Genomic DNA, 25660 nt, shown 5'->3' with positions numbered 1-25660 from the left:
GCGTCAGCCTTCCCTGGCCGTGAAGTGGGCCACAACGCGGGCAAGCCCTACCGAGTTGGAACCCTTCACCAGCACGGCGTCTCCACCGGCAAGGCCGAATTCCTGCAAGGCTGCGATTGCCTCGCCCGCATTATCGCAATGGGCAAAGCTTGGGGCGTTGCCAAGCGCCCGATTCGCGTCTTTCCCCATCTCACGTGCAAGGGCAGTCATCTCTTCACCCACCAGGATGGCGTGATCGATGCGGGCAGCTTCCACCGGCTCGGCCAGCTGGGCGTGGAAAGCGGGCGCGAAATCGCCCAGTTCCTTCATGCTGCCCAGCACCGCGATCCGCCGCGTGGCAGGCGTTTGCCCCAGCTGCGCCAGCGTGGCGCGCATGGAAGCGGGATTGGCATTGTAACTCTCGTCTATCACCAATGCATAGCCGCCGGGCACCTTCGCCCGCACACGCGCACCGCGCCCCTTCAGGCCGCCCATTTCGGCCAGCGCCAGCCCTGCCGCACCCAGATCGCCGCCTGCCGCGTAGACAGCGGCCATCACGCACAATGCATTGTCGATCCAGTGTTCGCCCGGTTCCGCCACGGTAAAGCAAAGCCGCGTTTCGCCCATCGCCGCCGTCACCAGAGAGCCGCCGGTGCCATCGGGAATAGCGTCCAGCAGGCGCAGGTCTGCCTGTTCACTGCGACCAAAGGCAATCACCTTTGCGCCGGCAGCCTTTGCCGCATCGCGCAATTGGGCAAATTGCTCAATATCGGCGGGGATGACGGCGGTGCCGCCTTTTTCCAGCCCCTCGAAAATTTCTGCCTTGGCAGCGGCAATCCCTTCCATCGAACCAAGATTTTCGATGTGGGCGGGCGCAATCGTGGTGATGACGGCCACGTGCGGGCGCACCATCGCGGTAAGGCCTGAAATCTCTCCCGCGTGGTTCATGCCCATCTCGAACACACCATAGCGGCTGCGCGGTGCCATGCGCGCCATGCTGAGCGGAACGCCGACGTGGTTGTTATAACTGCGCACGCTGCGATGGGCGGCACCGCGGCTGGTGCGTTCCAGCGCGGCGAAAATGGCTTCCTTCACGCCGGTCTTGCCGACAGAACCCGTCACCCCGACGATCCTGGAAATGCTACGCCGCCGCGCCTCTTTTGCCAATGCTTCCAAAGCCTTGGTCGTATCTTCCACGCGAACATGGGGGTAATCGACTTCCCGATCCACCAGGGCTGCCGCCGCGCCATTGGCAAAGGCTTTTTCAAGGAAACGATGGCCGTCCATGGCCTCGCCCTTCAGCGCTACAAACAGGTCCCCGCCGCGCACGTCGCGGCTGTCCATCTCAACGCCGCTAACCTGAAATTCACCATAAGCAGTCCCGCCTGTAGCGGCCGCGATCTCGTCAGCCGTCCACAGGGCAAGACGCGCAGGGTCGCTTTTGCGGCGGGGCCAGCGCAGCAGATCCAGTGCCGCGCTCATCGTGCGCCACCCGATGAAAGCGCTGCTGCACATTCACGAGCAACGTCCACATCGTCGAACGGCAATACCTTCATGTTCTCTCCCGATCCCACGATCTGTCCCTGCTCATGTCCCTTGCCCGCGATCAGCACGATGTCGTCACTGTTCGCCTCTGTAATGGCGGCGGTGATGGCATCGCGCCTGCCGCCGATATTCCTGGCCTTGTCCCCCGCACCGCGCATCACTTCGCTGCGGATGCTGGCCGCGTCCTCGCCGCGCGGATTGTCATCCGTCACGAACACAAGATCGCTGCCCGCAGCCGCTGCCTCCCCCATGGGTGCGCGCTTGCCGGTATCGCGGTCCCCGCCCGCGCCGAAAACTGTGATGAGGCGACCATTCACGTGTGGGCGTAATGCAGCAATTGCAGCGGCAAGGGCATCGGGGGTGTGGGCGTAATCCACATAAACCGGCGCTCCGCTGGCACAAATCACCGCCCGCTCCAGCCGGCCGCGCACGGGCTGCAACCGCGAAACCGCATCGAAAACCCGGTCCGCCTCCGCTCCTGTAGCCAGCGCCAGACCGGCAGAGGTCAGCGCATTGGCAACCTGATACGCACCGATCAGCGGCAGACGGATGGCATAGGCCTTGCCGCCGTGAACAAATTTCAGTTCCTGCCCCAATGGGCTGGGATTGCGAGCAATCAGGTTGATACCCTTGCCCTGCTCTCCCACGGTGAACGGCGTCAGCCCGCGCTCCTTGGCAATCTCTATCACCTTGGCGGACCATTCATCATCGGCCCAGATTACTGCGGTGCCGCCGTCATCCACCACTTCGGTGAACAGGCGCATCTTGGCCGCGAAGTAATCGTCCATGTCCTTGTGATAATCGAGGTGATCGCGGCTGAGATTGGTGAATGCGCCCGCCTGCACGGACAATCCCTCGTTACGGTACTGGGACAGGCCGTGGCTGGATGCTTCATAGGCCACATGCGTCACGCCTTCGCGCGAAAGGCCCGTCATGTTCGAAAGGAAGGTGACGATATCGGGCGTGGTCAGCCCGGTGGATACGCTTTCATCGGGCGTGGTTACGCCCAGCGTGCCGATGCTGGCCGCACGTTCGCCGCACATGCGCCAGATCTGGCGCGTCATCTCCACGCAGCTGGTCTTGCCGTTGGTGCCGGTGACGGCAACCACGGTTTCGGGCGTGGGCTGGAAGAACAGCGATGCCGCGCGGGCAAAGGCGCGGCGGGGATTGTCATCCGCCAGATGCACGGCGCCTTCCACCTTGGCCTCTGGCCGGGCAACGATCGCGATGGCACCGCTGGCGATGGCGGCGGGGATATAGTCCTCCCCGTTTACCGCCGCACCTTGGAACGCGCCGAAGACATTGCCCGGCGCGACCTTGCGATGATCGATGGCAAAACCGGTGACGCGGGTATCTGCGGCTTCTCCGGCGTCGATACCCATCTGGCTGGCAAGTTCGGCAATTCGCATGGCTCAGTCCCCCACCAACGGGCGCAGGTCCGTCAGATCAATATCGCGATTGGCATCGGGCAACACACCCAGTTGCGGGCCGATGCGTGGCACCAGGCGGCCCACGATAGGCGCCGCGTTCCACGCAGCCGTCCGCTGGAAAGAGCTGGCGACCGTGCCTTTTGGTTCATCCAGCATGGCAATCACAACGAAGCGCGGATTGTCCATGGGGAAGGCGGCGGCAAATGTGGAAACCAGCGTCGTCTGGCGATATCCGCCGTTGCCGGGCTTTTCCGCGCTGCCCGTCTTGCCGCCCACGCGGAAGCCCGGCGCATTGGCATTACGGCCCGTGCCATAGACGGCGATCATGCGCAGCAGCTGGTTCATGCGCGCGCTGGTGCTGGCCTTGAACACGCGGCGTCCACGTGGAGCACCGCCCGGCTTCAGCCGCTGCAATGTGGCCGGACGCCAGATGCCGCCGTTCACCATCGCGGCATAGGCGCTGGCCAGATGCAGCGGGGTGACGGAAACGCCGTGGCCATAGCCAACGGTGATGCCCCTGATGCGCGACCATTCGCCAGACGCCCACAGCGGGAAACCGCGCGCCGGCAATTCGATATAGGGCCGCTCGTTCATGCCCAGATCCACCATGTACTTGCGCAAGGTGGCCGCGCCCATCTCGTCCACGATGTGGCCGGTCACCACGTTGGAGGAATGGATCAGCATTTCAGGCGCGTTCAGCGAAGCGCCCATTTCATGGGAATCGCGCACCGTGTGGCCCTGCACCTTATACGGCTTTGCATCGTAACGGCGCGCCAGGTTGGTGATCGATCCGCTGTCGATTGCGGCGGCAACGGTCAGCGGCTTGAACGTGCTGCCCAGCTCGTAAACCTGATTGGTCACGCGGTTGAACGCAGGCGCCACGATGCCGCGCTCATACTGTTCCTGCGTCACGCGAACGTCGGAGGATTGCACTTCGTTGGGATCAAATTCCGGCAGGGAGGCAAGCGCCATCACCTCTCCTGTATCCACATCCAGCACGATGCCCGCCGCGCCCACGGCATTCACGGCCTTCATCCCGCTGCGCAGCTCATCCTCCAACGCACCCTGCACGCGCATGTCGATGGACAATGCCACGGGTTCTGCGCGGCGCACGGGATCCAGCAGCTGTTCGTTCAGCACAGCTTCCATGCCCACGCGGCCATTCCCGTCCGCACCCACATAGCCGAGGATATGCGCAGCAAGAGAGCCTTGCGGATAATGGCGATCCGCCTCGCGCGGCAGTTCCAGCGCCAGTTCGCCGATGGCGATCACGCGGTTCGCATCTTCAGGCAGAACGCGCCGGCGAAGATAGCCGGGCCTGCCGGACCGCAGTTTCTCGGTAATTTCGTGCCGGTCCAGATCGGGGAAGATCGCGATCAGTTCGTCGGCCACCTCGTCCGGCGTTTTCACCAGCGGCGGGCCGCCGTCACCGCCCTCTGTCATCGCGGCGGGATTGAACCACAGGGCATAGGCCGGGAAGGCGCGCGCCAGCGGCACTCCGTTGCGATCCGTGATCTCTCCGCGCGGCGGCAGCAGCGCGTCGGCCATGGACAGTTCCTTGGGGCCGGGTTCTATCGTGCCGATCCAGGCGATGCGGACAAGCGCCGCCGCAGCAACCAGCACGAAGACGAACGCAATCAGCAACAGCCGCAGGCGCGCCACCAGCAAGGCGCGGCGTCGATGATCGACACGCCGCGTCTGCCCGGTGATAAAAGTGTGCGGGGCGGCGTAGGTGCTCACCGCTGGCCAGCCCCCGCGATGGCCACGCTGGCCAGGGGTGCGCCGACGGATGTGACGATGGGAACGCGCAGCGGCCCCGGTGCAAGTGTAACGGCCAGATGCCCCTCTGTCGGTTCATCGCCTGCCAGCACACGCTCATCCACCGGCTTCCCGGTGAGCGGGGATACCAGTTGCGGGAAATCGGGCATATCCTCGCCCGATGTCATGCCCGCCAGCAAGATGGGGGCCGGGGCGTCTGCGCTGCGCGGGCTGCCAAAGCTTGCCAGCTGGATCGGGCTGTCGATGAACTGTTCCGCGCGCGGCGCTTCAAAACCGAAGTCCACACGGTTCCACGCGGCCAGCTGCACCTGGCTGGACCGGGTGAGAAATTCCGTTTCCAGCAGCATGTTCTGGTTTTCAAGCCGAACGATCTCCCGCTCTGCCCGGATGACCTCGGCATGCACCGCGTTCACCTTCACATGCAGCAGGATATAAAGGACGATGCAGGTGCCCAGAGCGGCGAGCCAGCCGATGCGGCGGATGCGGCTTTGCGGTGTCATGCGACATCCTTTCTTGCAGGTGCATTGGTACGTACGGCGGCGCGCAGCGTGGAGGAGCGCGCCCGTGGGTTACGGTCAATTTCCGCCTGAGAGGGGCGGATCGCCTTGGACAGCTTGGCAAAACGCGCGGTGCCATCGTCCTGCACGTCGGGCAGATGGCGCGATACGCGCGGATTGGCGTTCGCGGCGTCGCGCAGGAATTTCTTCACGATCCGGTCTTCTAGGGAATGGAAACTGACCACGGCCAGCCGGCCGCCCTCGCCCAGCAATTGCTCGGCGGCTGCCAGCCCCTGCTCCAGCTCGTCCAGCTCTCCGTTCACATGGATGCGGATGGCCTGGAAGGACCGGGTGGCAGGATCCTTTTTGTCGCCCGGCCGATGGCCCAGCGCCTTGCGCACCACAGCAGCCAGTTCGCCGGTGGTGGTAAGCGGGCGCGCTGCCACGATGGCGCGGGCCACGCGGCGCGACTGGCGCTCTTCCCCGTATTGGTAAAGAACGTCGGCAATGTCCTTTTCCGCAGCCTCGTTCACGAAATCGGCGGCGTTGGGGCCGGACTGGCTCATCGTCATGTCCAGCTTGCCATTGCTGGAGAAGGCAAAGCCACGCTCCGGCTGATCCAGTTGCATGGACGATACGCCGATATCCATCGCGATGCCGTCCACCTGCGCGATGCCAGCCTCAGCCATGGATTGCGCCATTTCGGAAAAGCGGCGCTGATGCAGCACGAGGCGCGGCGGATCGGCCTTCGTCTCCGCCCACTGGCTGCCCGCTGAAATCGCATCGGGATCACGATCGAAAGCGTGCACCGTCGCCCCGCGATCCAGAATGGCGCGCGTATATCCGCCTGCACCGAATGTCGCATCGATGATGACATCGCCGGGCTGCGGATCGAGTGCGTCGATCACTTCATCCAGCAGCACGGGGATATGGGGTGCAGCGCCGGTCATGATCGCTTCGCCTTTGCGGCAGACTTGGCGCGGGCATCCTCAGCCTCTGCCAGGCACAGCTCGTACTGGTCTTCCCAGCCGCCGCCCATTTCGCCCAGCCGGTCCAGGTCCCACATCGTCAGGAACTGGCCACCACCCAGGAAGCAGATGTTCTCGCCAATGCCGCCAACCTTGCAGAAGCGCGGGGGCAGGATGAAGCGGCCACTCTTGTCGAACGGCACTTCGGTGAAGGTCCACATCTGGGTGGAGCGCAGGTCGCGATCGAAATCGATATCGCGGCGCACTGCGTTTTCCTCTTCCTTGTCGAGGATATCTTCAAAGGTTTCAGTGCGGGAGGGGCCGAAGGCGGTCAGGCAGGGATAGGTGTGGTGCTTAGCAACGCACAGCACGCCTTCATCGCCCAGTTCGGCAAAAACCTTGCGGAACAAAGGCGGCAAGACGAAGCGATCCTTTTCGCCGCGAAGCGAAAAGCCCTGCCCCCTATATCCTGCTGGCCGCTGCGCCACGCGCGCCTACCCCTCAACAATAGTCCCCATTCGCAGACACAACTCCTCCGCCGCAGGCCGCGCGTCAGCACGACCCGGTCACCCCAATGGGGGCGCAGCACGGGCTTTATGTCCGATGGAATCACCGAATAACGCGGGAGGGCGCGGGATGGAAGGGGAAATTGCGGGAAATTGTGGGAGAAGCTATTAAATCATTGTTTTTATTGGCTGTGATTCCCGCCATGCAAATGGTGATGGTGATGCTCCGATTCAGGAGATTCGACCGAATCCCGCTGATTTTCGGTCGCTTCATGAGTCGCCGGGACATCATTTCCCGCACGATCCCCAAATTCTTCGAAAATATGCGCGACCAGCCAGCGCAGCGCGCTTTCGCCCGCATCCGTCCGGTCAAAAATGTCCAACATCGCGGCATCGGCCACGATCATCACCTGGCCTGCGCCAATCGCGCAATGCGCCAGCAGACCGTCTGCCGAGGTGGTGCAATATTGCGCGTCTCCCACGGGGCGCAATTCGCCGCGCAGGTTTACAGGGATTGCATCGCCAAAGTGATTGACCGTGTGCGGCCCCGCCTGCTGCGCCGGATCGAAGGCAAGCTCCAGCCCCCAATGCGCCAGGATGGGGGACAACAGCGCCACATCCTGCGGACGGCGACGGTCACCGATGTGGAAGCGGCTTTCGCCCGTCATCCGCGGATCGGCGAACAGCAACAAAGAACCGCCATCGCGAACCCATGCGTCGAGGGCGACATTCTCCTCCCCCGTCAAACCGCGTGGCTGTGCCATCAGCAAATATTTATGCCCTTTCAGCGCGTCTGCCGAAAGGTAATCCAGAGGGGCAAGGTCGAAGCCTTCCTCCAGCACGCCGCGCGCCCAGTGGGACGGCGCATCGCCAGACAGCAGTTCTGCAAATCCGTCAGCCTCCCCCCAGAAAATGGGGACAGTGCCCATCAGGGCGACTTCCGGGCGCGCCTCTTCCTCCGCAGCCGCAGGCACGCAGCACAGCGTCAGCGCGGCGGCGGCGAACAGACTATTCAGCCGGAGCATCGGTACGGGACGCTGGCGGAGGGACATCCTGCGTGGGCTGGGTCGCGCTTTGAGATGGAGTTGCGGTCGGCTCCGGCGGCAATTCGGGCACCACGCCCGCATCGGCCAGCGGATCGCGCGGCGCGGTGCTTTCCGTCGCCTCCACCGTGGGCGCTGCTTCCGGGACGGCTTCTGCCTCCGTCAGTTGCGCGCGACTGATCACCACGTCCGCCAGGCCCACCAGCATCACCATTGCGCCAATACCGAACAGGCCGATCTGCAAACGCTGAATGCGTTCAGAGCGGGTTCCGGCCAGGGGAGCCGGTTCGCTCACCGGGCCACGGGGTCGCAAAAGGTCTCTGGGATCGAGTGCCATGCGGCCCGTTTACGCCTCCGAAGCTGAACCTAACCAGTCAAACACAGGCAGGCCCTTCTGGCGCAGCCACGCCGCGTTGTAGAGGGTGGAAAGATAGCGGAAGCCCGTGTCGCACAGGATCGTGGCAACGCGCGGGTTCTCCACGCCGTCGGCAACCAATTGCCGCCCCAGCGCGATGGCGCCTGCCACGTTGATCCCGCTGGAAAGGCCAAGGCACAATCCTTCTTTACGCAGCAGGTGGGCGACCCATTTCAGCCCTTCTTCATCAGAGATGCGGAACTGCGTATCGATCGGCGCGCCTTCCAGATTGGCGGTGATACGCCCCTGCCCGATCCCTTCTGCAACGGAGGAACCTTCGGACGAAAGCTCTCCATTCTCGTAGTAATTATACAGCGCCGCGCCATGCGGATCGGTCAGCGCGATGCGGATGTTCTCATCCTTTTCCTTCAGCCCAAGCCCCACGCCAGCCAGCGTGCCGCCCGTGCCCACGGCGCAGGTGAAACCGTGCACGCGGCCTTCCAGCTGCTCCCAGATTTCGGGCGCGGTGCCCTCTATATGGGCGCGGCGGTTGGCGATATTATCGAACTGGTTGGCCCACAGCGCGTTTGGCGTTTCCTCCGCGATGCGGCGGCTGGTGTGGACGAAGTGATTGGGATCGGCAAACTTGGTGGGCGGCACCGTCACCAGCTCCGCACCCAGCGCGCGCAGCGTGTCCATCTTTTCCTTGGACTGGTTGTCGGGCATGACGATTACCGTCTTGTAGCCCAGCGCATTGGCCACCAGCGCAATGCCGATGCCGGTGTTGCCCGCCGTACCCTCAACCACCGTACCGCCGGGCTTCAACTCTCCGCGTGCCTCTGCATCGCGCACGATCCACAGGGCCGCGCGATCCTTTACAGAGGCGCCGGGATTGGCGAATTCGCACTTGCCCCAGATCTCGCACCCCGCCGCCTTGCTGGGACCTTCCAGCAGGACGAGCGGCGTGTGGCCGATAAGATCAAGCGTCGATGTGCGTGCTGGCGGGTTTGTCATGCCGACAGAGTTAGGATGCTCCAAGCCTCAGCGCAACGCGAGAAGCCCTTGAGCGAACAAAACTCAATCTTCTTCGGCTATCTTCACCTTCAGCCCGTCCAGCGCGGCGGTGAAGGGGATCTGGCACGACAGGCGCGAATTATCATCGCGGTGATCGCTGGAATCCAACAGATCGTCCTCGTCTTCGCTCATTTCCGGCAGCTTGTCCTTGAACGCAGGGTCCACATGCACATGACAGGTGGCGCAGGAGCAGCAACCACCGCACAGCGCCAGCAACTCGTCAAAGCCGTTGTCGCGAATGGCTTCCATCACTGTCAGGCCTTCGGCAACTTCGACGGTGGTTTCCTCGCCGGAGCGATTGGTAACATTGAGCGTGGGCATGGCTTGTGCATTTCCTCTGGTGATCAAACGCGGCGCTGCTAGGCAATTCACGCGTGAATGGCAAGGAAGAGGCAATGGGATTGACGGCAGGGCAAATCAAAACGGGACTGGATGAAGTCGCCAGCCGGGAGCCGAAAATCGCCCGCGCACTGGAAATCGCCGGCTATCCCGAAACGCGCATTCGCGACACCGGCTACAAGACGCTGCTACGGACCATCGTGGGCCAGCAGGTGTCTGTCGCCGCCGCCAGTTCGATGTGGAACAAGCTTGAAGCGGAACTGGGGGAGGATTTCACCCCGCCAGACCTGCTGGAACGCGATTTCGATACCTTGCGTGCCTGCGGGTTGTCGCGCCAGAAACAGGGCTATGCCCGTTCGCTGTGCGAACTGGTGGTGGCGGGTGAAGTCGATTTCGAGAACCTGCCCGCCGATGACGAGGAAGCGATTGCGGAGCTTACGAAGATCAAGGGCATCGGAAGGTGGTCAGCCGAAATTTACCTGCTGTTCGCAGAAGGCCGCCCCGACATCTGGCCCGCCGGAGACCTGGCCGTGATGGCAGGCATCGGCAAGATCCTTAGCCTCGAGGAACGCCCCGACGAAAAGGCCACCCGCGCGCTGGCCGAACCCTGGCGCCCGCACCGCGGCGCGACGGCGATTTTTACTTGGCACTGCTACAATAATCCGGCGCTCTGAGAGCAGGCTTTTCGGGAAGGGGCCGGGGCTGGTGTTGGGGTGGGGAGCGGACGCTTGGAATTAGGCGTTAGATGGATTTCAAACCCAGACATGAAACATGGATACGAGTTCGCAAACTTAGTTGAAATGATAGAGCCTTGTAACCCGCGAATAGGAGCGCCATTTACCTATTACGCCATTGCGATTGATCGCAGTTCTGTCTGGCGGTGTCTCTTCACGATCAAAAATTCATTTGATTGGCGTTCCTGAGACAGGAAACGCAATCGACGTGCCCGGGGTTTCGGCAGCCTGGCGCGGTCGATCCAAGGGTCCTGCCTTATGATCGCTTACTTCCTTCTCGTTCATCGCTATCCAGCTCAATTCAAGCGTTTGTTCAAGGCAATCTACATGCCCGGGAACCAGTATGTCGTACACATCGACAAAGGCTCTGGTGCGAACCTGACTGAGGAAATCACAGACTTTCTGACGCCTTATCAGGGTGTCGAAATGCTGGAATCGAAAGACGCTCTCTGGGGCGGATACAGTCTTGTGGACGCTGAACTGCGAGGGATGGCTCGCCTGCTCGAGATGGATAGTGAGTGGACCCACTATATCAATCTTTCAGGTCAGGATTTCCCTCTAAAGAGCCAGAACTACATTCGACAATTTTTCGCGGCGCACCCCGGCAAGCAGTTTATCCGCGCGCTCGATCAGGCCAGAGAGCGGCCCGATACGATGAACCGCATTAGCCATGTGTTCAAAGAGGAGCATGGGAGAATGACTGCGACGGGCATTGCGCGCCCGTACATGCTTGGTGACACGCCGTTCATAGGGACGCAGTGGAAGGCTGTGACGCGCAGTTTCTGCGAGTATGTCTGCCATGACCCCGGAGCGGAACGGTTCAAGACGTTTTATAGTAACAGTTTTATCGCGGACGAAGCGTTCTTCCAGACCGTGATGATGAACAGTATCGATCATGGCACTGTTATGAACGATGATCTAAGAATGATCGATTGGGTGCCCGATGGTGACATCAAATTGCGGCCACGCAATTATGACGAGAACGATTTCGAGCAATTGAGGCGAAGTACCGATCTTTTCGCGCGCAAGTTCGATGCCGAGTATGAGACGAAAATCCTTTCTCTGCTTGAAAGCCACCTGAAATCACCGGCAGCGATCCGATACCGAGGATCGGGCGAGGTACCACAAACATCTCTCGCCGCTAGAGAGCTGGAGTTGACCTCTGCCCGGCCCACTCAAACTTCGCGGACCATTGCCGGCAGTGTGAGCACCAAAACCTCTGCGCCTATGCAAGAGAATTGTATTTCTCACGATCTTCCAAAAATGGAGACAGGTCGAGAAAGCGAAAGGCTGTGCAACTGAGTGCAGAGAAATGCCGCAGCGAACAGGCACGTCACCTGGAACGTGCAGTTAACGACCCATTGGCCAATAGACGCATTATCGCGGCCACGGCTGCTGAAGCATGGGGTCTTGAAGCCTTACGTGCCGAGGAAAGAGAAGCGAAAAGCCCCACCTCTCTTAGTAAAGAGGACGCCGAAATCTTGCGCCAGTTTGCCGAAGAGGCGAATGGCGAGAGCAAGAAATACCAAGCTTAGGCGATTGCCATACTTTTATTAATGGAGGTCTGAAAAGTGGTCGAAAGCGGACATCCGACCACCAGGACGAAAACGGCGACGCCATCACAGCGCCGCCGTCTTAAATGCGCATCAATTTTTCGAGAAGAAGTCCACCAGGTCGCCTGACAGTCTGTCGGTGACGGTTGCAAACACGGCGTGCGGCTCGTCCTCATATTCGATCAGCGTGGCGCTGGGCACCTTTTCTGCCACCTGGCGGCCGGTGGCGTCGATGGGCACGGTCTTGTCCTCGGTGCCATGGATCACCAGCGTGGGCACCTTGAAGTGTGGCAGGTCCGGCCGGAAGTCCGTGAAGCCGAAGGCGGCGGCGGATTTCAGCGTGGCGTATTGCGCGCTCTGCATCGTGGTCATCCAAGCCCAGTGGCGTTCCTCGTCGCTCACCTGCGTGCCGGGGCCGCCGACGCCGTAGAAGTCCTTGAAGAAATCGGTGAAGAAGGCGCGGAAGTCGTCCTTCATGCCCTTCGTCATTTCCTGCAGGGTTTCTTCGGGCACGCCGTCAGGATTGTCATCCGTCTTCAGCATGTATGGCACGACAGAGCTGACCAGCGCGGCTGCCGACACGCCCTTGCCGCCGTGGCGGCTCATGTACCGCGCGATCTCGCCGCCGCCCATGGAGAAGCCGGCAAGGCCGATATTGTCGCCAAGGCCAAGGTGGGCGATCAGGTCGGCCAGATCGTCACTGAAAGTGTCGTAATCATATCCGCTGGCGGCATGATCGGAACGGCCAAAGCCGCGGCGGTCATAGGCGATGGCGCGCATGCCATTGTCGGCCAGCGCCATCATCACAGGATCCCAGCTATCGCCTGACAGCGGCCAGCCGTGGATGAGGATGACGGGTCGCCCCTCGCCAAGCTCCTTGTAGCGAATTGCGGTGCCGTCGCGGGTTTTGAATTTAGCCATTTTGCATATCTCTCCGATTGGTTTTGTTTCGATATGTAAATGAATTTGCTGCCCTTCCGGTTCCGCCGCCCTACCCGCCGCCTTGGCCGCCGATATGCCGACCCGTTGTTTTCGGGCGGCGCGCGCCTACCTGTCTTGGCAACACATTTCGGGAGAAACCATGACCGCCTCTACTGCCGCCGCCCGCGTTTCCGACACTCCGTTGATCCCGCGCGATCACCTGTTCGGCAATCCCACCCGTTCGCAGGGGAAGATCAGCCCGGATGGCAAGTGGGTCAGCTGGATGGCGCCGTGGGAAGGCGTGATGAACGTGTTCATGGCCCCGGCTGACGATCCTGAAAATCCGCGCCGTATGACCAGTGCGAAGGACAGGCCGATCCCCGGCTATTTCTGGGCGCCTGACAGCGAAAGCCTGATGTATGTGCGCGACAAGGAGGGGGACGAGAACTTCCTGCTTTACCAGGTCGGCATCGCGGAAGGTGCGCAGGAAAAGTGCCTCACCCCGTTCGAGGAGACCCGCGCGCAGATCATCGGCTCCTCCAACAACATCAAGGATCGGTTCCTCGTCGGCCTCAACAATCGTGATGCGCGGTTCCACGATGTGCACATGCTGAACCTGAAGACGGGCAAGCTGGAGCTGGTGTTCGAGAACAACGAATGGGCAGGCTTCGAGGCGGACGACAATCTCAACCTGCGCTGGGCTGTGCGCCAGAATGCGCAAGGCGGCACGGACATGCACCTCATCACCGATGGCAAGGTTGAAGAGACCCCACGGGAGCGGACCGGGCTGGACGATTCCATCACCACCGGCATGGCTGGCTACACCACCGACGGAAAGACGCTCTACTGGCTCGACAGCCGTGGCCGGGACACCGCCGCCCTGTTTGCCGAAAATACCGAGACGGGTGAGCGCGCACTCATCGCAGAGCACGACAAGGCCGATATCGGCGGCACCATGCGGCACAAGCAGACGGGCGAGGTGCTGGCGTACAACGTTGCGTACCTGCGCACGGAACACCACGCCATCGACCCGGAAATCGGCGAAGCTTTCGCCTGGCTGCGGGAGCGGCTGGAGGGCGATTTCGGCGTGCAGTCGCGCACCGACGATGATCGGCGCTGGCTTGTTGCGAATGACCCGCTGACAGGGCCCGTCGCCAGCTATCTGTTCGATCGCGACGCGATGACACTGACGAAATTCTACACCACCCAGCCGGAACTGGAAGGCGCACCGCTGCAACCCATGCATGCGCGCGAGATCAAGGCGCGCGACGAGCTGATCCTGCCAAGCTACCTCACCCTGCCCCCACAATGCGATGATGACGGCGACGGTGTGCCCGATGCGCCTGTGCCAATGGTGCTGGTGGTGCATGGTGGGCCGTGGGCGCGCGATGGCTATGGCTATAACCGCACGCATCAGTGGCTGGCCAATCGCGGCTATGCCGTGCTGTCCGTCAACTTCCGCGGCTCCGCCGGTTTCGGCAAGGGCTTCATCAGCGCCGGTGACAAGGAATGGTCCGGCAAGATGCATGATGACCTGCTGGATGCCGTGGACTGGGCCGTGGCAGAAGGCATTGCCGAAAAGGACAAGGTTGCCATCATGGGCGGCAGCTATGGCGGCTATGCCACGCTGGTGGGCCTGACATTCACGCCAGAGGTGTTTGCCTGCGGCGTCGATATCGTCGGCCCTTCCAACCTGGAAACCCTGCTGGAGACCATCCCGCCTTATTGGGAGCCGCTGATCAAGCAGTTCCATGAACGCATGGGCGACCCCACCACGCCAGAAGGTCTGGAGTTCCTGAAATCCATCAGCCCGCTCTACAAAGCGAGCGAAATTACAAAGCCGCTGCTGATCGGCCAGGGCGCCAATGATCCGCGCGTGAAGCAGGCCGAAAGCGATCAGATCGTGGAAGCGATGGAGCGTGACGGGGTGCCGGTCACCTATGTCCTTTTCCCTGACGAGGGCCACGGTTTCCATCGCCCGGAAAACAACATCGCCTTCAACGCCATCACGGAAAATTTCCTGGCTGAATGCATTGGCGGACGGGCCGAACCTGTGGGCGATGTTCTGGAAGCCTCGACCGCGCAAATTCCCAACGGTAAGGCGCATGTAGGGCTTTAGGGGAGAGGTCGCTTGGTCGCGCAGAAAAGCATCTTCATTACCGGCGGGGCGTCAGGCATCGGCCGCGCCATCGCGCAGAAATTTGCCGCCCAAGGCTGGCGCGTGGGGATTGCGGATCGCGATTCTGCGGGGCTGGAAGAAACGAAGGCGCTGCTGCCAGAGGGTCAGTGCCACACCTACACTTTTGACGTAACCAGCCGCAACGCGTGGGATGTCGCCCTGTCGGACTTTGCGAAGAATTCCGGCGGCAGCATCAATGTGATCGCCAATAATGCGGGCCTGCCCTCTGGCGGTCCGCTGGAAGAGGTTTCGCATGAGGAGCTGGACCTGCTGCTGGATGTGAACCTGCGCGCCGTATTTTACGGGGCAAAGGCCGGTTTCGACTTTCTGAAAGCTGCGGCCCCCAATGCCTGCCTGCTCAACACGGCGAGTGCAGCGGCCATCTATGGCATGGCCAACCAGAGCATCTATGGCGCGACGAAGGCTGGCGTTAAATCGATGACGGAAAGCCTGGACGCGGAATGGAGCGTGCATGGCATCAAGGTGCGATCCCTGATGCCCAGCTTTATCGATACCCCGCTGCTAAAACAGCCACCCAACCGCAGCCGCAACACGCCCATTCGCGAAGCGGTGGTGAAAGCCGGGCTGGAGTTCACACCCGTAGAAGTGGTGGCGGATGAGGCCTGGAATGCGGTGCACGGTAACAAGGTGCATATCCTTGTTGGCAAGACGGCGCGCAAGCTGGCGCGCGTGGCAAAATGGTTTCCCGGCCTGCTGCGCAAGCGCGCCCGCACTCTGGCCGAAGCGCATGAACGCCGGGAAAATCGCGCCAGCAGGAATGATCCGGGCTAAAGCGCCTCTATAGCCTGCGCCATGTCCACATCGCGCTGCGACAGGCCGCCCGCGTCATGCGTGGTCAGCATGATATCCACCTTGTTGTAGACGTTGAACCATTCGGGATGATGGTCGGATTTCTCCGCGATCAGGGCAATCCGGTTCATGAATCCCCATGCCTCGCTGAAATCGGCAAACTTGAATTCCTTGCGCATGGCATCGCCATCCCGGTCAAATTCCCAGCCATCCAGCTTGCCAAGCGCAGCCTGCGCTTCTGCCTGATCCAGTTTCTTGACGCTCATCTGCGACTCCCTTGCTTGCGTGATGTGGCTTCCCTGCCCTAACGCGCGAAGTGATGGAAGCGCCCCGCCTTGCCGCTCGTGACCTTGCCTGCCGCCGTGGGGAGCGGCTGCTGTTCCGCGCGCTGTCGCTAAACCTCGATGCTGGAACGGCCTGCCACGTGACGGGATCGAACGGCACCGGTAAATCCAGCCTGATCCGCATCATGGCCGGATTGCTGCGCCCCTATGCGGGCGTGGTGGAACGTGCGGGCAGCACGGCACTGCTGGATCAGTCGCTGGCGCTGGACGAACATCTGCCGCTGGGCCGCGCGCTGGCATTCTGGGCGGGCATGGATGGCGCGGTATCTGGCGATGATCTGGCGCGGCTTGGGCTGACTGATTTGCTGGATGTGCCCGTGCGCTATCTCTCCACCGGGCAGCGAAAGCGCGCCGCCCTTGCCCGCATGATCGGGCAGGACGCGCGTATCTGGCTGCTGGACGAACCGCTGAACGGCTTGGATCAGGACGCGGTGGGCATGGTGGAACAATTGGTGGAAAGCCACGTGGCGGGCGGCGGCATTGCCCTTGTCGCCAGCCACCAGCCGATCGGCATTCCCGGCATGGATGTGCTGCACCTGCCGGATTATGCACCGGGCATCGCCGCATGAGCGCGATCCGCACCCTGCTGCTGCGCGATCTCGCGCAATTCCTGCCGGGCGCGCGCAAGGGCAACACGCTGTTGCCGCTGCTGTTCTTCCTTGCCGTGGCGATGCTGTATCCCTTCGCTGTTGGCCCCAACCCCAATCTGCTGGTGGCAACCGGCGGCGGGGTGATCTGGGTGGCGGCGCTGCTGGCCGCAATCCTGCCGCTGGACAGGCTGCTGGCCCCCGATCTGGAAGCCGGTTTCTTCGATCAATGGGCGCTGCGCGGCGTGGCGGAGGAGATGGTGGTGGCCGTGCGCCTGCTGGCCCATTGGCTCAGCTTCGGGCCGTTCCTGATGCTGGCCGCCCTGCCCGCCAGCGCGCTGCTGGGGATTGACGGGGCGACCCTGCGCACTGTGGAACTTGGCCTGCTGGCGGGCACGCCCGGCCTCGCCGCCATTGGCATCATCATCGCCGCCGTGACAGTGGGCCTGCGCAGCGGCGGCGCGGCGCTTTCGGGCCTGCTGGTGATCCCGCTGGCCGTGCCGCTGCTGATATTCGGTGCAGGATCGCTTTCAACAGGCGGCGAAGGCGGCATTGCGCTGACTGCGGCCATCAGCCTTGTACTGGTGGCGATTGCGCCATTTGCCGGGGGCGCTGCAATCCGCGCCGCGCGTGAAGGCTAGCCCGGCGCCTGCTCCTCCCCCGTTGCGCGGCTGACGGCAACGCCTGCGCTGAGGCCATGCACCGTGGCAGACACAACGATGGTGAAGGCCACTGTCGCCCACAGCGCACCCTCGTCCACCAGATCAACGTGATGCCCGGCGTAGGCGAGGTAATAGATAGAGCCGATGCCCCGGATGCCGTAGAAGGAAACCGCCGCCCGCTCTCGCTTGTTCAGCCCTGCCCCTGCCAGAGAAAACCAGCCGATCAGGGGCCGGATCAGGAAAATCAGCGCCAGTCCGATGATGGCATGAGACCAATCCAGATAGGGCAGCAGCGCGGGGATGGCGGCGCCCAGCGCCACCAGCAGGATGGCAGTCAACGTATGTTCCAGCGCTTCTGAAAAACTGTGCAGCTTTTCGTGGAAGTGATCTTCCGATTCCTCCCGCCGCAACACCAGCCCGGCCACGAATGCGGCGATAAAGCCGTAACCTTCCAAAAACTCCGTAGCGCCATAGGCCAGGATGACCCCTGCAAAGGCGATGACGCCCGATTGCGTTTGCGACAGTGCATTATGGCGCGGCCAGTCGAACAGGATCTTGCCCAGCAGCCAGCCCGCGCCAGCACCCGCCACAGCGCCCATCGCCACGCGATAGAGCAGGTCACGCAAGGCCCATTCGGCCAACATGTCGGAGGTCAATATGCCAGCAGTCGCCACCATGATGCCCAGGTGCACGAAGGGAAAGGCCAGCCCGTCGTTCAGGCCGGCCTCCGTCGTCAGGGCGTAGCGTACAGGATGCTCCCCGCCCTCCAGCGGCGGGCCAACCTGCACATCGCCGGCCAGCACGGGATCGGTGGGCGAGAGGATGGACCCCAGCAGCAGCGCGCCTGCCATCGTCATGCCCGCGGCCATCCAGCCGAACAGCGCCAGCGCCACGATGGTGATCGGCATGCCCAGCAGCAACAGGCGCAAGGTCGGTGTCCACAATCCGTGGCCGATCAGCTTGTCGATCCGCAGGCCCGTGCCGAACAGGCCGATGATCACGGCAAGCTCTGCCGTGCGTTCCCAGATGCGCGGATTTTGCACCGGGTCTATTGCCGATGGCATGCCCGGGACAAAGGCAAAGGCGAGGAAGCCTGCGAGAATAAGCAACGGCGCCGCCGCAGGTTCGCGGCCCGAAAAGAAGCGCGGCAACCAGTAAGAAGCGATGATTGCGGCACCAGCCGCCGCCATCAGAATATGATAGGATTCAAATTCAAACATCAGACAGGGTTCCCGCGCAAAGCATTGTAACAATGCGCAGGGAACGCCGATGTGCCGAGAAGGCTTGCCACTGCGTCAATAGGGTGGGTGATAATCCTCTCGGCGCAGGGTCATCATGTAGTCCACCAATTGCTCCACCTCGGCCTCATCCAGATAGAAATCCATATCGGCCGGGTAATTGTGCGCATCCGTCAGCCAGGTGGTGAGCGATGCCCGCGTCAGGCCGCGCGTGTTGGCGATGCGGGGCCATTCGGGCGCGGCTGCATTGGGCGACAGGCCATATGCCTCCACCGAATGACAGCTGCCGCACGCAGCCTCGGCCAGGGCCCTGTCCTCAGGGTCTGCCTGCATAGCGTCGGATTGTGGCTGCGCGGTCTGGCATGCGGCCAGAAGCAGCGGAAAGACCATCAGCGGCAAAACCATCGGCGGGATCAATCTTGGCATAACGGCTCCGTTTCATAAAAAACGAGCTTAGATCGTTACCGCCTACCGGTCTTTGCGCTGGATCAATAAGGCGGCTTGTCCAAGCCTTTTGGCGACTTTGTGAAAATCTCGCAGCCGTCATCGGTGATGCCGATGGAATGTTCGAACTGCGCGCTCAGGCTCTTATCGCGGGTAACGGCGGTCCACCCGTCATTGAGCATCTTCACATGCGGGCGGCCCAGATTGATCATCGGTTCGATGGTCATCAACATGCCCGCCTTCAGTTCCGGCCCGGTGCCGCGCCTTCCGGCATGCACCACTTCGGGCGCATCGTGGAACAGGCGGCCAAGGCCATGGCCGCAAAATTCACGCACCACGCCATAACGGTGACGTTCCGCCAGTTCCTGGATCGCGGCGCCGATATCGCCCAGCCTTGCGCCGGGGCGCACCTGTGCGATGCCCGTCATCAGGCATTCGTGGGTTACTTCCACCAGCTTCTTCGCCTTCAAGGGCACATCGCCCACCAGGTACATGCGGCTGGTATCGCCATGCCAGCCGTCCAGCAGCGGGGTCACATCGATATTCACGATGTCGCCTTCCTTCAGCCGCTTGTCCGCCGGAATACCGTGACACACCACGTGATTGATGGAGATGCAGCAGGAATGGGTGAAACCGCGATAGCCCAGCGTGGCCGGAACCGCGCCGCCATCCAGCGTCATCTCGCGCACCACACGGTCCAGCTCTGCCGTCGTCACGCCGGGTTCGACGCGCGTCGCCATCTCGTCCAGGATTTCGGCGGCAAGGCGGCCGGCCTTGCGCATACCTTCATAGCCTTCCGGCCCATGCAGCTTGATGGTGCCGTCGCGGTAGACGGTCGTATCGGCGGTAACGTGCTGGTATTCTGTCATCCGCCCCACTTAAGACCTTTGCCGCCAAATTGCGAGAGGGCTGATCAGTCGGCTGCGAATGCGGGTTTGTATTCCTCGCGCACCACGCCCATCAGCTGCGCCGTTACGGGGAAGGTGAACTCGTAACTGCCTTCCGCATATGGTCCCGCGATATAGGGCGCGATCTGGATGCCGATGCGGTTGATTGTCTTGCCGTTGGTAGAGCCGAGCAGGACATTTGTTTCATCCGGCTTCACGCAGGCATCGAACAGATCGTCACCGCTATCCTCCACCGGCTGCCCGCGCCGTTTCTCCCGCTCTTCATTCAACGCGTCGCACAATTGCGGGCCCAGCACGCTGTCCAGCGCCTGCGCGGAATCGAAAAAGGCAATCGGCTCCATCGCCGCGGCTTCCTCCTTGTTCCACACGATCGTGTCGAAGCCGTAATTGGGATGCGCCCCGCCAGAATAGCTGGAAAGATCGGCGGACAGGCTCAGCCAGTCGGGCAGGTCTGCCACCACTTCCCACGCCGTTCTGCTGGAATAGCTGTTGAACGGGAAGCCATCGTCGCGGGCTTCCCGGCGCCCTCTTTCCGCCCGCTTGGCCAGGCCATCGCGTTCCCTGTCGAGTCGGCGATCAAGCCAATCGGCCAGTCCTGGCGTTTCTCCCGCAGCCTGTGGATAGGAATATGCGAACAGGAACAGGTCCGTCCGCTCCTCCACCTCCCGCGCGCCGCCCAATGGCGCAGGTGCTGCCTCCCCGCCCGGCACATCCGGCGGGACCGGGGTATCGGGGGAAGAGCTGGCCGCTGGATCGTCCACATCGTCCGCAGGAACGCATGCAGCCAGCAGGGCCGGAACCGTCAGTAAAGTGAATCGTCGGATCATCACGGGGTAAGCCTTCCCAAACGGCGATGAAAACGGCAAGCGGAATTCCATGACTATTGCAACAGATCTGATCCAGCCGGATCGCGGGCAGGATGCCATCGCGATCCATCTTGTAAACGAAGACAGCTTCGAAAGTGTATCCAATGGCTTAAGCGGACCGCAGCGTGCGGCCCTTGCAGCGCAGAAATTCAAGGGCGGCGGCTATCAGGTGGGGATCGTTCCCGATGGCGAAGGCTGGTTCGCCATCGGCGGCGTGCCCGATCCGGACGAGTTGTCGAGCTGGTGCCTTGCCAAGCTGGCGGAAGATCTGCCCGCCGGAACCTATCGCCTGGCCAATGCCAAAGCGGGCCCGGCCATGTTCGGCTGGCAGACGGCCCAATACCGCTTCACCCGCTATCGCGACGATAGCGATGCCGAGGGGCCGCGCGTGCTGTTGACTGAGGATGTGGCCAAGATCGAACTGGTCAGCGCCGAAGCGCAGGCCGCGTGCCTGGTGCGCGATCTGGTGAACACCCCGGCAGAGGACATGGGCCCCGCCGCGCTGGAGGCGGAGGCTGAACGCATTGCAAAGGCGCAGGATGCCGCCATCACGGTGACGCGCGGCGATGCGCTGGAAAAGGGCTTTCCCATGGTTCACGCCGTGGGCCGCGCGGCGGAGCGCAAGCATGCCCCGCGCCTGATAGAGCTGGAATGGGGCGATGAAAGCCATCCCCGCGTTGCCATCGTCGGCAAGGGCGTATGCTTCGATTCGGGCGGTCTGGATATCAAGCCATCGCGCGGCATGCTGCTGATGAAGAAAGACATGGGCGGCGCGGCGCATGCCCTCGCCCTGGCGGAACTGATCATGAAGGCTGGATTGAAGCTCCGCCTCCACTGCATCGTTCCCGCTGTGGAAAACGCCATCGCCGGAAACGCTTTTCGACCCGGAGACGTGCTGGACAGCCGCAAGGGGCTGAGCGTGGAAATTGGCAATACCGATGCCGAAGGTCGCCTGATCCTGGGCGATGCGCTTACCCTCGCCAGCGAGCATGAGCCTGACCTGATCATCGATTTCGCCACGCTGACGGGTGCTGCGCGCGTTGCCTTGGGGCCGGACCTGCCAGCCCTGATGACCCGGCGAGACCAGACCGCAGAACAGTTGATCGCAGCAGGCAAGGCGCATGATGACGCGCCGTGGCGACTGCCCCTGCCGGACGGTTATCGCGAATGGCTGAAATCAGATATCGCCGATATCAACAACACCCACACCAATGGCTATGCCGGGGCCAGCGTCGCAGGCCTGTTCCTGGACAGATTCGTGGGAGAGGATATCGACTGGGCGCATTTCGATACCTTCGCATGGCGTCCGTCAGCCAAGCCGGGCCGGACCAAGGGCGGCGCTGCGCTGGGCCTGCGAGCCGCGTTTCACGCGCTTCGCGGACGTTATGGTTAGGGCATAAGGTTGCAGCCATCGCCCCGCGCGTCTAAGCGCGCTGTTTCCGCAAGGGGCATACCTTCGGCCACGAACAATGGAAGAGCGGCGCTTGAGCCAGGATGACATGACAGGATCGGCACTCGCCGCGCAGGGACCATACGTGCTGGCAGGCCCCGTATCGCGCCCGGATTCCAGGGCAGAGCCGATCCGTGGCGATCTGGCGCACATTGGCCTCGCGGGTAAGCATTTCGTGCCCCACTACGCTGTGCCGCAGCCGCGTGCCGTGCTGCCCGGCGGCGCGCCGCTTTACGCCGATCCTAGCGATACATCGGAAGAGCTGTGCGTGCTGCTGGAAGGCGACAGCTTCGAAGTGCTGGACATCACTCGCGATTGGGCGTGGGGTTGCCTCTCGCTGGAAGGGCCGGTTGGCTACATCCGGCTCGATAGACTGGAAACCTTGGGAGGCTGAGCATGGCGCATACCGTCTTCATCGATGGCGCGGCCGGGACGACCGGACTGGAAATTGCCGAACGGTTGGAAAACCGGGAGGAATTCGAACTGGTTCGGCTGAACGATGCCGAACGCAAGGATGATGACTGCCGCCGCTCTGCCCTGAATTTTGCCGATTTCGCAATTCTCTGCTTGCCCGATGATGCCGCGCGCGATGCCGTGGCCATGATCGATGAAGGCAGCAACACGCGGATTATCGATGCATCCACCGCCCACCGCACGGCGCGCGGCTGGATCTACGGCTTCCCCGAACTGGTTGGCCCCAACGTGGTTGCAGGCGCAGATCGGGTGTCGAACCCCGGCTGTTATCCAACTGGCTTCCTCGCCCTGATGGCGCCGCTGGTGCGGGCAAAACTGTTGCCGCGCGAATGGCCCTACACCGTGCATGCCGTTTCCGGATATTCGGGCGGCGGCAAGGGTCTGATCCAACGGTTCGAGGATGCTGGCGAAAGCGGCGGCAGCGATATAGCCTATCTCGGCTATGGCCTTTCGCTGGATCACAAGCATCTGGATGAAATGAAGGCCAAGGCCGGACTGGAGAACGCGCCTGTATTCTCGCCCGCAGTGGTGCCCGGTTTTCGCGGCATGGTGGTGGAAATCCCGCTGCCGATCCTGGCCATGCGCAACGCCTCTGCAGCAGTGGACCTGCGCAAGGAACTGGCTCGCTATTACGAAAACGCCCCGCTCATCACCGTGCATGAAGCGGAAGAGAACGTCAGCGAAATCCTGTTGCACAAGCAGGCCGCCCCGTCAGACCGGCTGGACCTTTATGTCTTCGCCGATGCCAAGGGCGACACGGCCCGCCTGGTGGCGAAGCTGGATAATCTTGGCAAGGGTGCCAGCGGCGCAGCGGTGCAATCGCTCAACCTGATGGCAGGTTGTGATCCGATGGCAGGCCTGCACCTCTGATCCCCCTGCCCGATTGCTGTGCCCGTTTTTTGGGCAGCACTGCCTTCAAAAGCATCAAACTCACGCCCGCCGCGCACGCAATTTGATTGCCCCGCCCGGCGAATGAATCGCGCGATTGTTGCTATTCCGCCCTTTCGCTGCGGCCCTTGATTGTCTACCCATTCACACGCGCGGTCTGGCATGATTCTTGAAGCTGTTTTCTTCGGGAAGCCCCACGGGAGTAAGACCCCATTGCAGTTGGGTCGGGCCGCAGTTGGGTAGAGACAGGGACACACGTGAAAAAAATCGAAGCGATCATCAAGCCCTTCAAGCTGGACGAAGTGAAGGATGCCCTGCACGAAGTTGGCGTATCCGGGATCACGGTGACAGAGGCGAAGGGCTTCGGCCGCCAGAAAGGCCATACGGAGCTGTATCGCGGCGCCGAATATGTCGTCGATTTTCTGCCCAAGGTGAAACTTGAGATCATCGTGCCCGATTCGCTCGCCGAACAGGTGACAGAGGCTATCGCAAATGCCGCCAAGACCGGCCGCATCGGCGACGGCAAGATTTTCGTTTCCGACATCGGTACGGCCATCCGTATCCGGACCGGGGAACAGGACGACGCCGCTCTCTAGGGCGCTTTCAGACAAACAGGCGATATCGCCGCAAAAACATTCATACGTTCAATTCAAGGAAGGATTACCATGGCTGACGCAAAGGACATCGTGAAGCGCATCAAGGACGAGGAGATCGAATGGGTCGACGTCCGCTTCACCGACCCCAAGGGCAAGTGGCAGCACCTCTCGATGTGCGCCGGCGTCGTTGATGAAGACATGCTGGAAGAAGGCATGATGTTCGATGGCTCCTCGATCGAGGGCTGGAAGGTCATCAACGAATCCGACATGATCCTGAAGCCGGATCTGGAAGCGGTCTATGTCGATCCGTTCAGCGCCACGCCGATGCTGGTACTGTTCTGCGATATCGTGGAACCGTCCGACGGCTCGCTTTACGCACGCGATCCGCGTTCCACCGCCAAGCGCGCGCAGAACTACGTGAAGTCTGCCGGCCTGGGTGACACCGTGTATGTTGGTGTAGAGCCTGAATTCTTCATGTTCGACGATGTGCGCTTCGAAGATGGTTATGCCGGTTCCGGCTTCCAGATCGACGATGTTGAGCTGCCCACCAACACCGGCACCGAGATGGAAATGGGCAACATGGGCCACCGCCCGCGTGCCAAGGGCGGCTATTTCCCCGTCGCTCCGGTTGACAGCGCCATGGACATCCGCGCCGAAATGGTCAGCACCATGCTGGAAATGGGCCTGCCCATGGACAAGCAGCACCACGAGGTTGCCGCCGCGCAGCACGAACTGGGCATGACCTTTGGCGAGCTGGTGGAAACCGCCGACCGCACGCAGATCTACAAATATGTGACGCAGCAGGTTGCCCATGCCTATGGCAAGACGGCCACCTTCATGCCCAAGCCCATCAAGATGGACAACGGATCCGGCATGCACACGCATATGTCGATCTGGAAGGACGGCAAGAACACCTTCGCCGGTGATGGCTATGCCGGTCTGTCCGACACCTGCCTGTATTACATCGGCGGCGTGATCAAGCATGCCAAGGCCTGTAACGCCTTCACCAACCCCACCACCAACAGCTACAAGCGTCTGGTGCCGGGTTTCGAGGCACCCGTGCTGCTCGCCTATTCGGCGCGCAACCGCTCTGCCTCGTGCCGCATTCCTTACGGTGCGGGCGAAAAGGCCAAGCGCGTGGAATTCCGTTTCCCCGATCCGCTGGCCAACCCCTACCTCTCATCCGCAGCACTGCTGATGGCCGGTATCGATGGTATCCAGAACAAGATCCATCCGGGCGATGCCATGGACAAGAACCTGTACGATCTGCCGCCGGCTGAGCTTGCCAATGTGCCGACCGTATGTGCTTCGCTGGATGAAGCGCTGGACGCTCTGGAAGCGGACATGGACTTCCTGCTGGCCGGTGACGTGTTCAGCAAGGAACAGATCGATGCCTATATCGAACTGAAGCGCGAAGATTGCATCCGCTTCAACACCACGCCGAGCCCGGTTGAATACGATATGTATTACTCCAGCTGATTGCTCGCGCAT

The 25660-nt window shown here is 62.0% G+C and carries 28 protein-coding genes; 12 read left to right on the top strand and 16 right to left on the bottom strand.

The genetic code is table 11. The features are described 5' to 3' along the window. Window positions 1-3: 3 nt before the first annotated feature. From GRF63_RS05660 to GRF63_RS05615, 10 genes are all read right to left on the bottom strand, one after another. Entirely contained in the window at window positions 4-1461 is a 1458-nt protein-coding gene (locus tag GRF63_RS05660) for a UDP-N-acetylmuramoyl-tripeptide--D-alanyl-D-alanine ligase (RefSeq protein ID WP_160484959.1), read from the bottom strand. Further along, window positions 1458-2933, bottom strand: coding sequence for a UDP-N-acetylmuramoyl-L-alanyl-D-glutamate--2,6-diaminopimelate ligase (locus tag GRF63_RS05655; protein WP_160484958.1), 1476 nt, complete (start codon window positions 2931-2933; stop codon window positions 1458-1460). Before GRF63_RS05655 ends, GRF63_RS05660 begins: the two co-directional genes overlap by 4 nt. Before the next feature lie 3 nt (window positions 2934-2936). Beyond that, on the bottom strand, window positions 2937-4694 hold the full coding sequence (locus GRF63_RS05650) for a penicillin-binding transpeptidase domain-containing protein (RefSeq protein WP_160484957.1): 1758 nt from the start codon (window positions 4692-4694) through the stop codon (window positions 2937-2939). Continuing rightward, window positions 4691-5233 carry a hypothetical protein gene (locus GRF63_RS05645; protein ID WP_160484956.1) on the bottom strand — a complete coding sequence of 181 codons (543 nt, stop codon included), beginning with the start codon at window positions 5231-5233 and terminating at the stop codon, window positions 4691-4693. The genes GRF63_RS05650 and GRF63_RS05645 overlap by 4 nt, the downstream gene beginning before the upstream one ends. Continuing rightward, window positions 5230-6180, bottom strand: a complete 951-nt coding sequence (rsmH, locus tag GRF63_RS05640) for a 16S rRNA (cytosine(1402)-N(4))-methyltransferase RsmH (protein WP_160484955.1) — start codon at window positions 6178-6180, stop codon at window positions 5230-5232. The genes GRF63_RS05645 and rsmH overlap by 4 nt, the downstream gene beginning before the upstream one ends. Beyond that, window positions 6177-6686, bottom strand: coding sequence for a division/cell wall cluster transcriptional repressor MraZ (locus GRF63_RS05635; protein ID WP_160484954.1), 510 nt, complete (start codon window positions 6684-6686; stop codon window positions 6177-6179). The genes rsmH and GRF63_RS05635 overlap by 4 nt, the downstream gene beginning before the upstream one ends. Window positions 6687-6886: 200 nt before the next feature. Continuing rightward, window positions 6887-7729, bottom strand: coding sequence for a motility-associated ABC transporter substrate-binding family protein (locus tag GRF63_RS05630; RefSeq protein WP_160484953.1), 843 nt, complete (start codon window positions 7727-7729; stop codon window positions 6887-6889). Beyond that, entirely contained in the window at window positions 7713-8042 is a 330-nt protein-coding gene (locus tag GRF63_RS05625; protein WP_337189618.1) for a hypothetical protein, read from the bottom strand. The genes GRF63_RS05630 and GRF63_RS05625 overlap by 17 nt, the downstream gene beginning before the upstream one ends. 51 nt (window positions 8043-8093) lie before the next feature. Further along, the gene (locus GRF63_RS05620; RefSeq protein WP_160484951.1) at window positions 8094-9116 is read right to left on the bottom strand and encodes a cysteine synthase A; all 1023 of its coding nucleotides are present in this window, start codon (window positions 9114-9116) and stop codon (window positions 8094-8096) included. A gap of 63 nt (window positions 9117-9179) precedes the next feature. Continuing rightward, window positions 9180-9497, bottom strand: coding sequence for a 2Fe-2S iron-sulfur cluster-binding protein (locus GRF63_RS05615; protein WP_160484950.1), 318 nt, complete (start codon window positions 9495-9497; stop codon window positions 9180-9182). A 74-nt stretch (window positions 9498-9571) separates the two neighbouring features. Here GRF63_RS05615 and GRF63_RS05610 point away from each other — a divergent pair, with 74 nt between their 5' ends. The 3 genes from GRF63_RS05610 (at window position 9572) to GRF63_RS05600 (ending at window position 11784) form a co-directional block, all read left to right on the top strand. Beyond that, entirely contained in the window at window positions 9572-10189 is a 618-nt protein-coding gene (locus GRF63_RS05610) for a DNA-3-methyladenine glycosylase family protein (protein ID WP_160484949.1), read from the top strand. 318 nt (window positions 10190-10507) lie between these two features. Beyond that, window positions 10508-11551 carry a beta-1,6-N-acetylglucosaminyltransferase gene (locus GRF63_RS05605; protein WP_160484948.1) on the top strand — a complete coding sequence of 348 codons (1044 nt, stop codon included), beginning with the start codon at window positions 10508-10510 and terminating at the stop codon, window positions 11549-11551. Next, the gene (locus tag GRF63_RS05600; RefSeq protein WP_160484947.1) at window positions 11542-11784 is read left to right on the top strand and encodes a hypothetical protein; all 243 of its coding nucleotides are present in this window, start codon (window positions 11542-11544) and stop codon (window positions 11782-11784) included. Before GRF63_RS05605 ends, GRF63_RS05600 begins: the two co-directional genes overlap by 10 nt. Window positions 11785-11895: 111 nt before the next feature. Here GRF63_RS05600 and GRF63_RS05595 read toward each other — a convergent pair whose 3' ends face one another. Next, window positions 11896-12723 (bottom strand): alpha/beta fold hydrolase, encoded by an 828-nt coding sequence (locus tag GRF63_RS05595; RefSeq protein ID WP_160484946.1) that lies wholly within the window; start codon window positions 12721-12723, stop codon window positions 11896-11898. A gap of 160 nt (window positions 12724-12883) precedes the next feature. Between GRF63_RS05595 and GRF63_RS05590 the strand changes: the two genes are divergently transcribed. Together GRF63_RS05590 and GRF63_RS05585 are read left to right on the top strand one after the other, a co-directional pair. Continuing rightward, window positions 12884-14842 carry a S9 family peptidase gene (locus GRF63_RS05590; RefSeq protein ID WP_160484945.1) on the top strand — a complete coding sequence of 653 codons (1959 nt, stop codon included), beginning with the start codon at window positions 12884-12886 and terminating at the stop codon, window positions 14840-14842. 12 nt (window positions 14843-14854) lie between these two features. Further along, window positions 14855-15694 (top strand): SDR family oxidoreductase, encoded by an 840-nt coding sequence (locus GRF63_RS05585; RefSeq protein ID WP_160484944.1) that lies wholly within the window; start codon window positions 14855-14857, stop codon window positions 15692-15694. Here GRF63_RS05585 and GRF63_RS05580 read toward each other — a convergent pair. Continuing rightward, on the bottom strand, window positions 15691-15978 hold the full coding sequence (locus tag GRF63_RS05580) for a 4a-hydroxytetrahydrobiopterin dehydratase (RefSeq protein WP_160484943.1): 288 nt from the start codon (window positions 15976-15978) through the stop codon (window positions 15691-15693). The genes GRF63_RS05585 and GRF63_RS05580 overlap by 4 nt on opposite strands. Before the next feature lie 53 nt (window positions 15979-16031). Between GRF63_RS05580 and ccmA the strand changes: the two genes are divergently transcribed. Next, window positions 16032-16625, top strand: a complete 594-nt coding sequence (ccmA, locus tag GRF63_RS05575; protein ID WP_160485410.1) for a heme ABC exporter ATP-binding protein CcmA — start codon at window positions 16032-16034, stop codon at window positions 16623-16625. After that, window positions 16622-17284, top strand: coding sequence for a heme exporter protein CcmB (locus GRF63_RS05570; protein WP_160484942.1), 663 nt, complete (start codon window positions 16622-16624; stop codon window positions 17282-17284). Before ccmA ends, GRF63_RS05570 begins: the two co-directional genes overlap by 4 nt. On the opposite strand, the gene GRF63_RS05565 is transcribed toward GRF63_RS05570, so the two are convergent. The 4 genes from GRF63_RS05565 to GRF63_RS05550 all read right to left on the bottom strand — a co-directional run bounded on the left by GRF63_RS05565 (window position 17281) and on the right by GRF63_RS05550 (window position 20722). Beyond that, complete coding sequence (locus tag GRF63_RS05565) at window positions 17281-18525, bottom strand: cation:proton antiporter (RefSeq protein ID WP_160484941.1); 1245 nt, start codon at window positions 18523-18525, stop codon at window positions 17281-17283. The two genes, GRF63_RS05570 and GRF63_RS05565, sit on opposite strands and share 4 nt — an antisense overlap. Window positions 18526-18600: 75 nt before the next feature. After that, on the bottom strand, window positions 18601-18933 hold the full coding sequence (locus GRF63_RS05560) for a c-type cytochrome (RefSeq protein ID WP_237392299.1): 333 nt from the start codon (window positions 18931-18933) through the stop codon (window positions 18601-18603). A 98-nt stretch (window positions 18934-19031) separates the two neighbouring features. Then, on the bottom strand, window positions 19032-19856 hold the full coding sequence (gene map, locus GRF63_RS05555) for a type I methionyl aminopeptidase (RefSeq protein WP_160484940.1): 825 nt from the start codon (window positions 19854-19856) through the stop codon (window positions 19032-19034). Window positions 19857-19900: 44 nt separating this feature from the next. After that, window positions 19901-20722 carry a DUF4163 domain-containing protein gene (locus GRF63_RS05550; RefSeq protein ID WP_160484939.1) on the bottom strand — a complete coding sequence of 274 codons (822 nt, stop codon included), beginning with the start codon at window positions 20720-20722 and terminating at the stop codon, window positions 19901-19903. 49 nt (window positions 20723-20771) lie between these two features. Here GRF63_RS05550 and GRF63_RS05545 point away from each other — a divergent pair, with 49 nt between their 5' ends. The 5 genes from GRF63_RS05545 (at window position 20772) to glnA (ending at window position 25648) form a co-directional block, all read left to right on the top strand. Then, the gene (locus GRF63_RS05545; RefSeq protein WP_160484938.1) at window positions 20772-22154 is read left to right on the top strand and encodes a leucyl aminopeptidase family protein; all 1383 of its coding nucleotides are present in this window, start codon (window positions 20772-20774) and stop codon (window positions 22152-22154) included. A 76-nt stretch (window positions 22155-22230) separates the two neighbouring features. After that, entirely contained in the window at window positions 22231-22605 is a 375-nt protein-coding gene (locus GRF63_RS05540; protein WP_237392298.1) for a hypothetical protein, read from the top strand. Between the two features lie 2 nt (window positions 22606-22607). Beyond that, window positions 22608-23555 carry an N-acetyl-gamma-glutamyl-phosphate reductase gene (gene argC, locus GRF63_RS05535; protein ID WP_160484937.1) on the top strand — a complete coding sequence of 316 codons (948 nt, stop codon included), beginning with the start codon at window positions 22608-22610 and terminating at the stop codon, window positions 23553-23555. A 275-nt stretch (window positions 23556-23830) separates the two neighbouring features. Further along, complete coding sequence (locus GRF63_RS05530; protein ID WP_119585706.1) at window positions 23831-24169, top strand: P-II family nitrogen regulator; 339 nt, start codon at window positions 23831-23833, stop codon at window positions 24167-24169. A gap of 69 nt (window positions 24170-24238) precedes the next feature. Further along, window positions 24239-25648, top strand: a complete 1410-nt coding sequence (glnA, locus tag GRF63_RS05525; RefSeq protein WP_160484936.1) for a type I glutamate--ammonia ligase — start codon at window positions 24239-24241, stop codon at window positions 25646-25648. Window positions 25649-25660: the final 12 nt, after the last annotated feature.

The sequence above is a fragment of the Aurantiacibacter rhizosphaerae genome, assembly GCF_009807005.1.
Classification (GTDB): Bacteria; Pseudomonadota; Alphaproteobacteria; order Sphingomonadales; family Sphingomonadaceae; genus Alteraurantiacibacter; species Alteraurantiacibacter rhizosphaerae.
The sequence above is the reverse complement of the archived record's forward strand: the minus strand, read 5'-3'. Positions and strand labels throughout refer to the sequence as shown.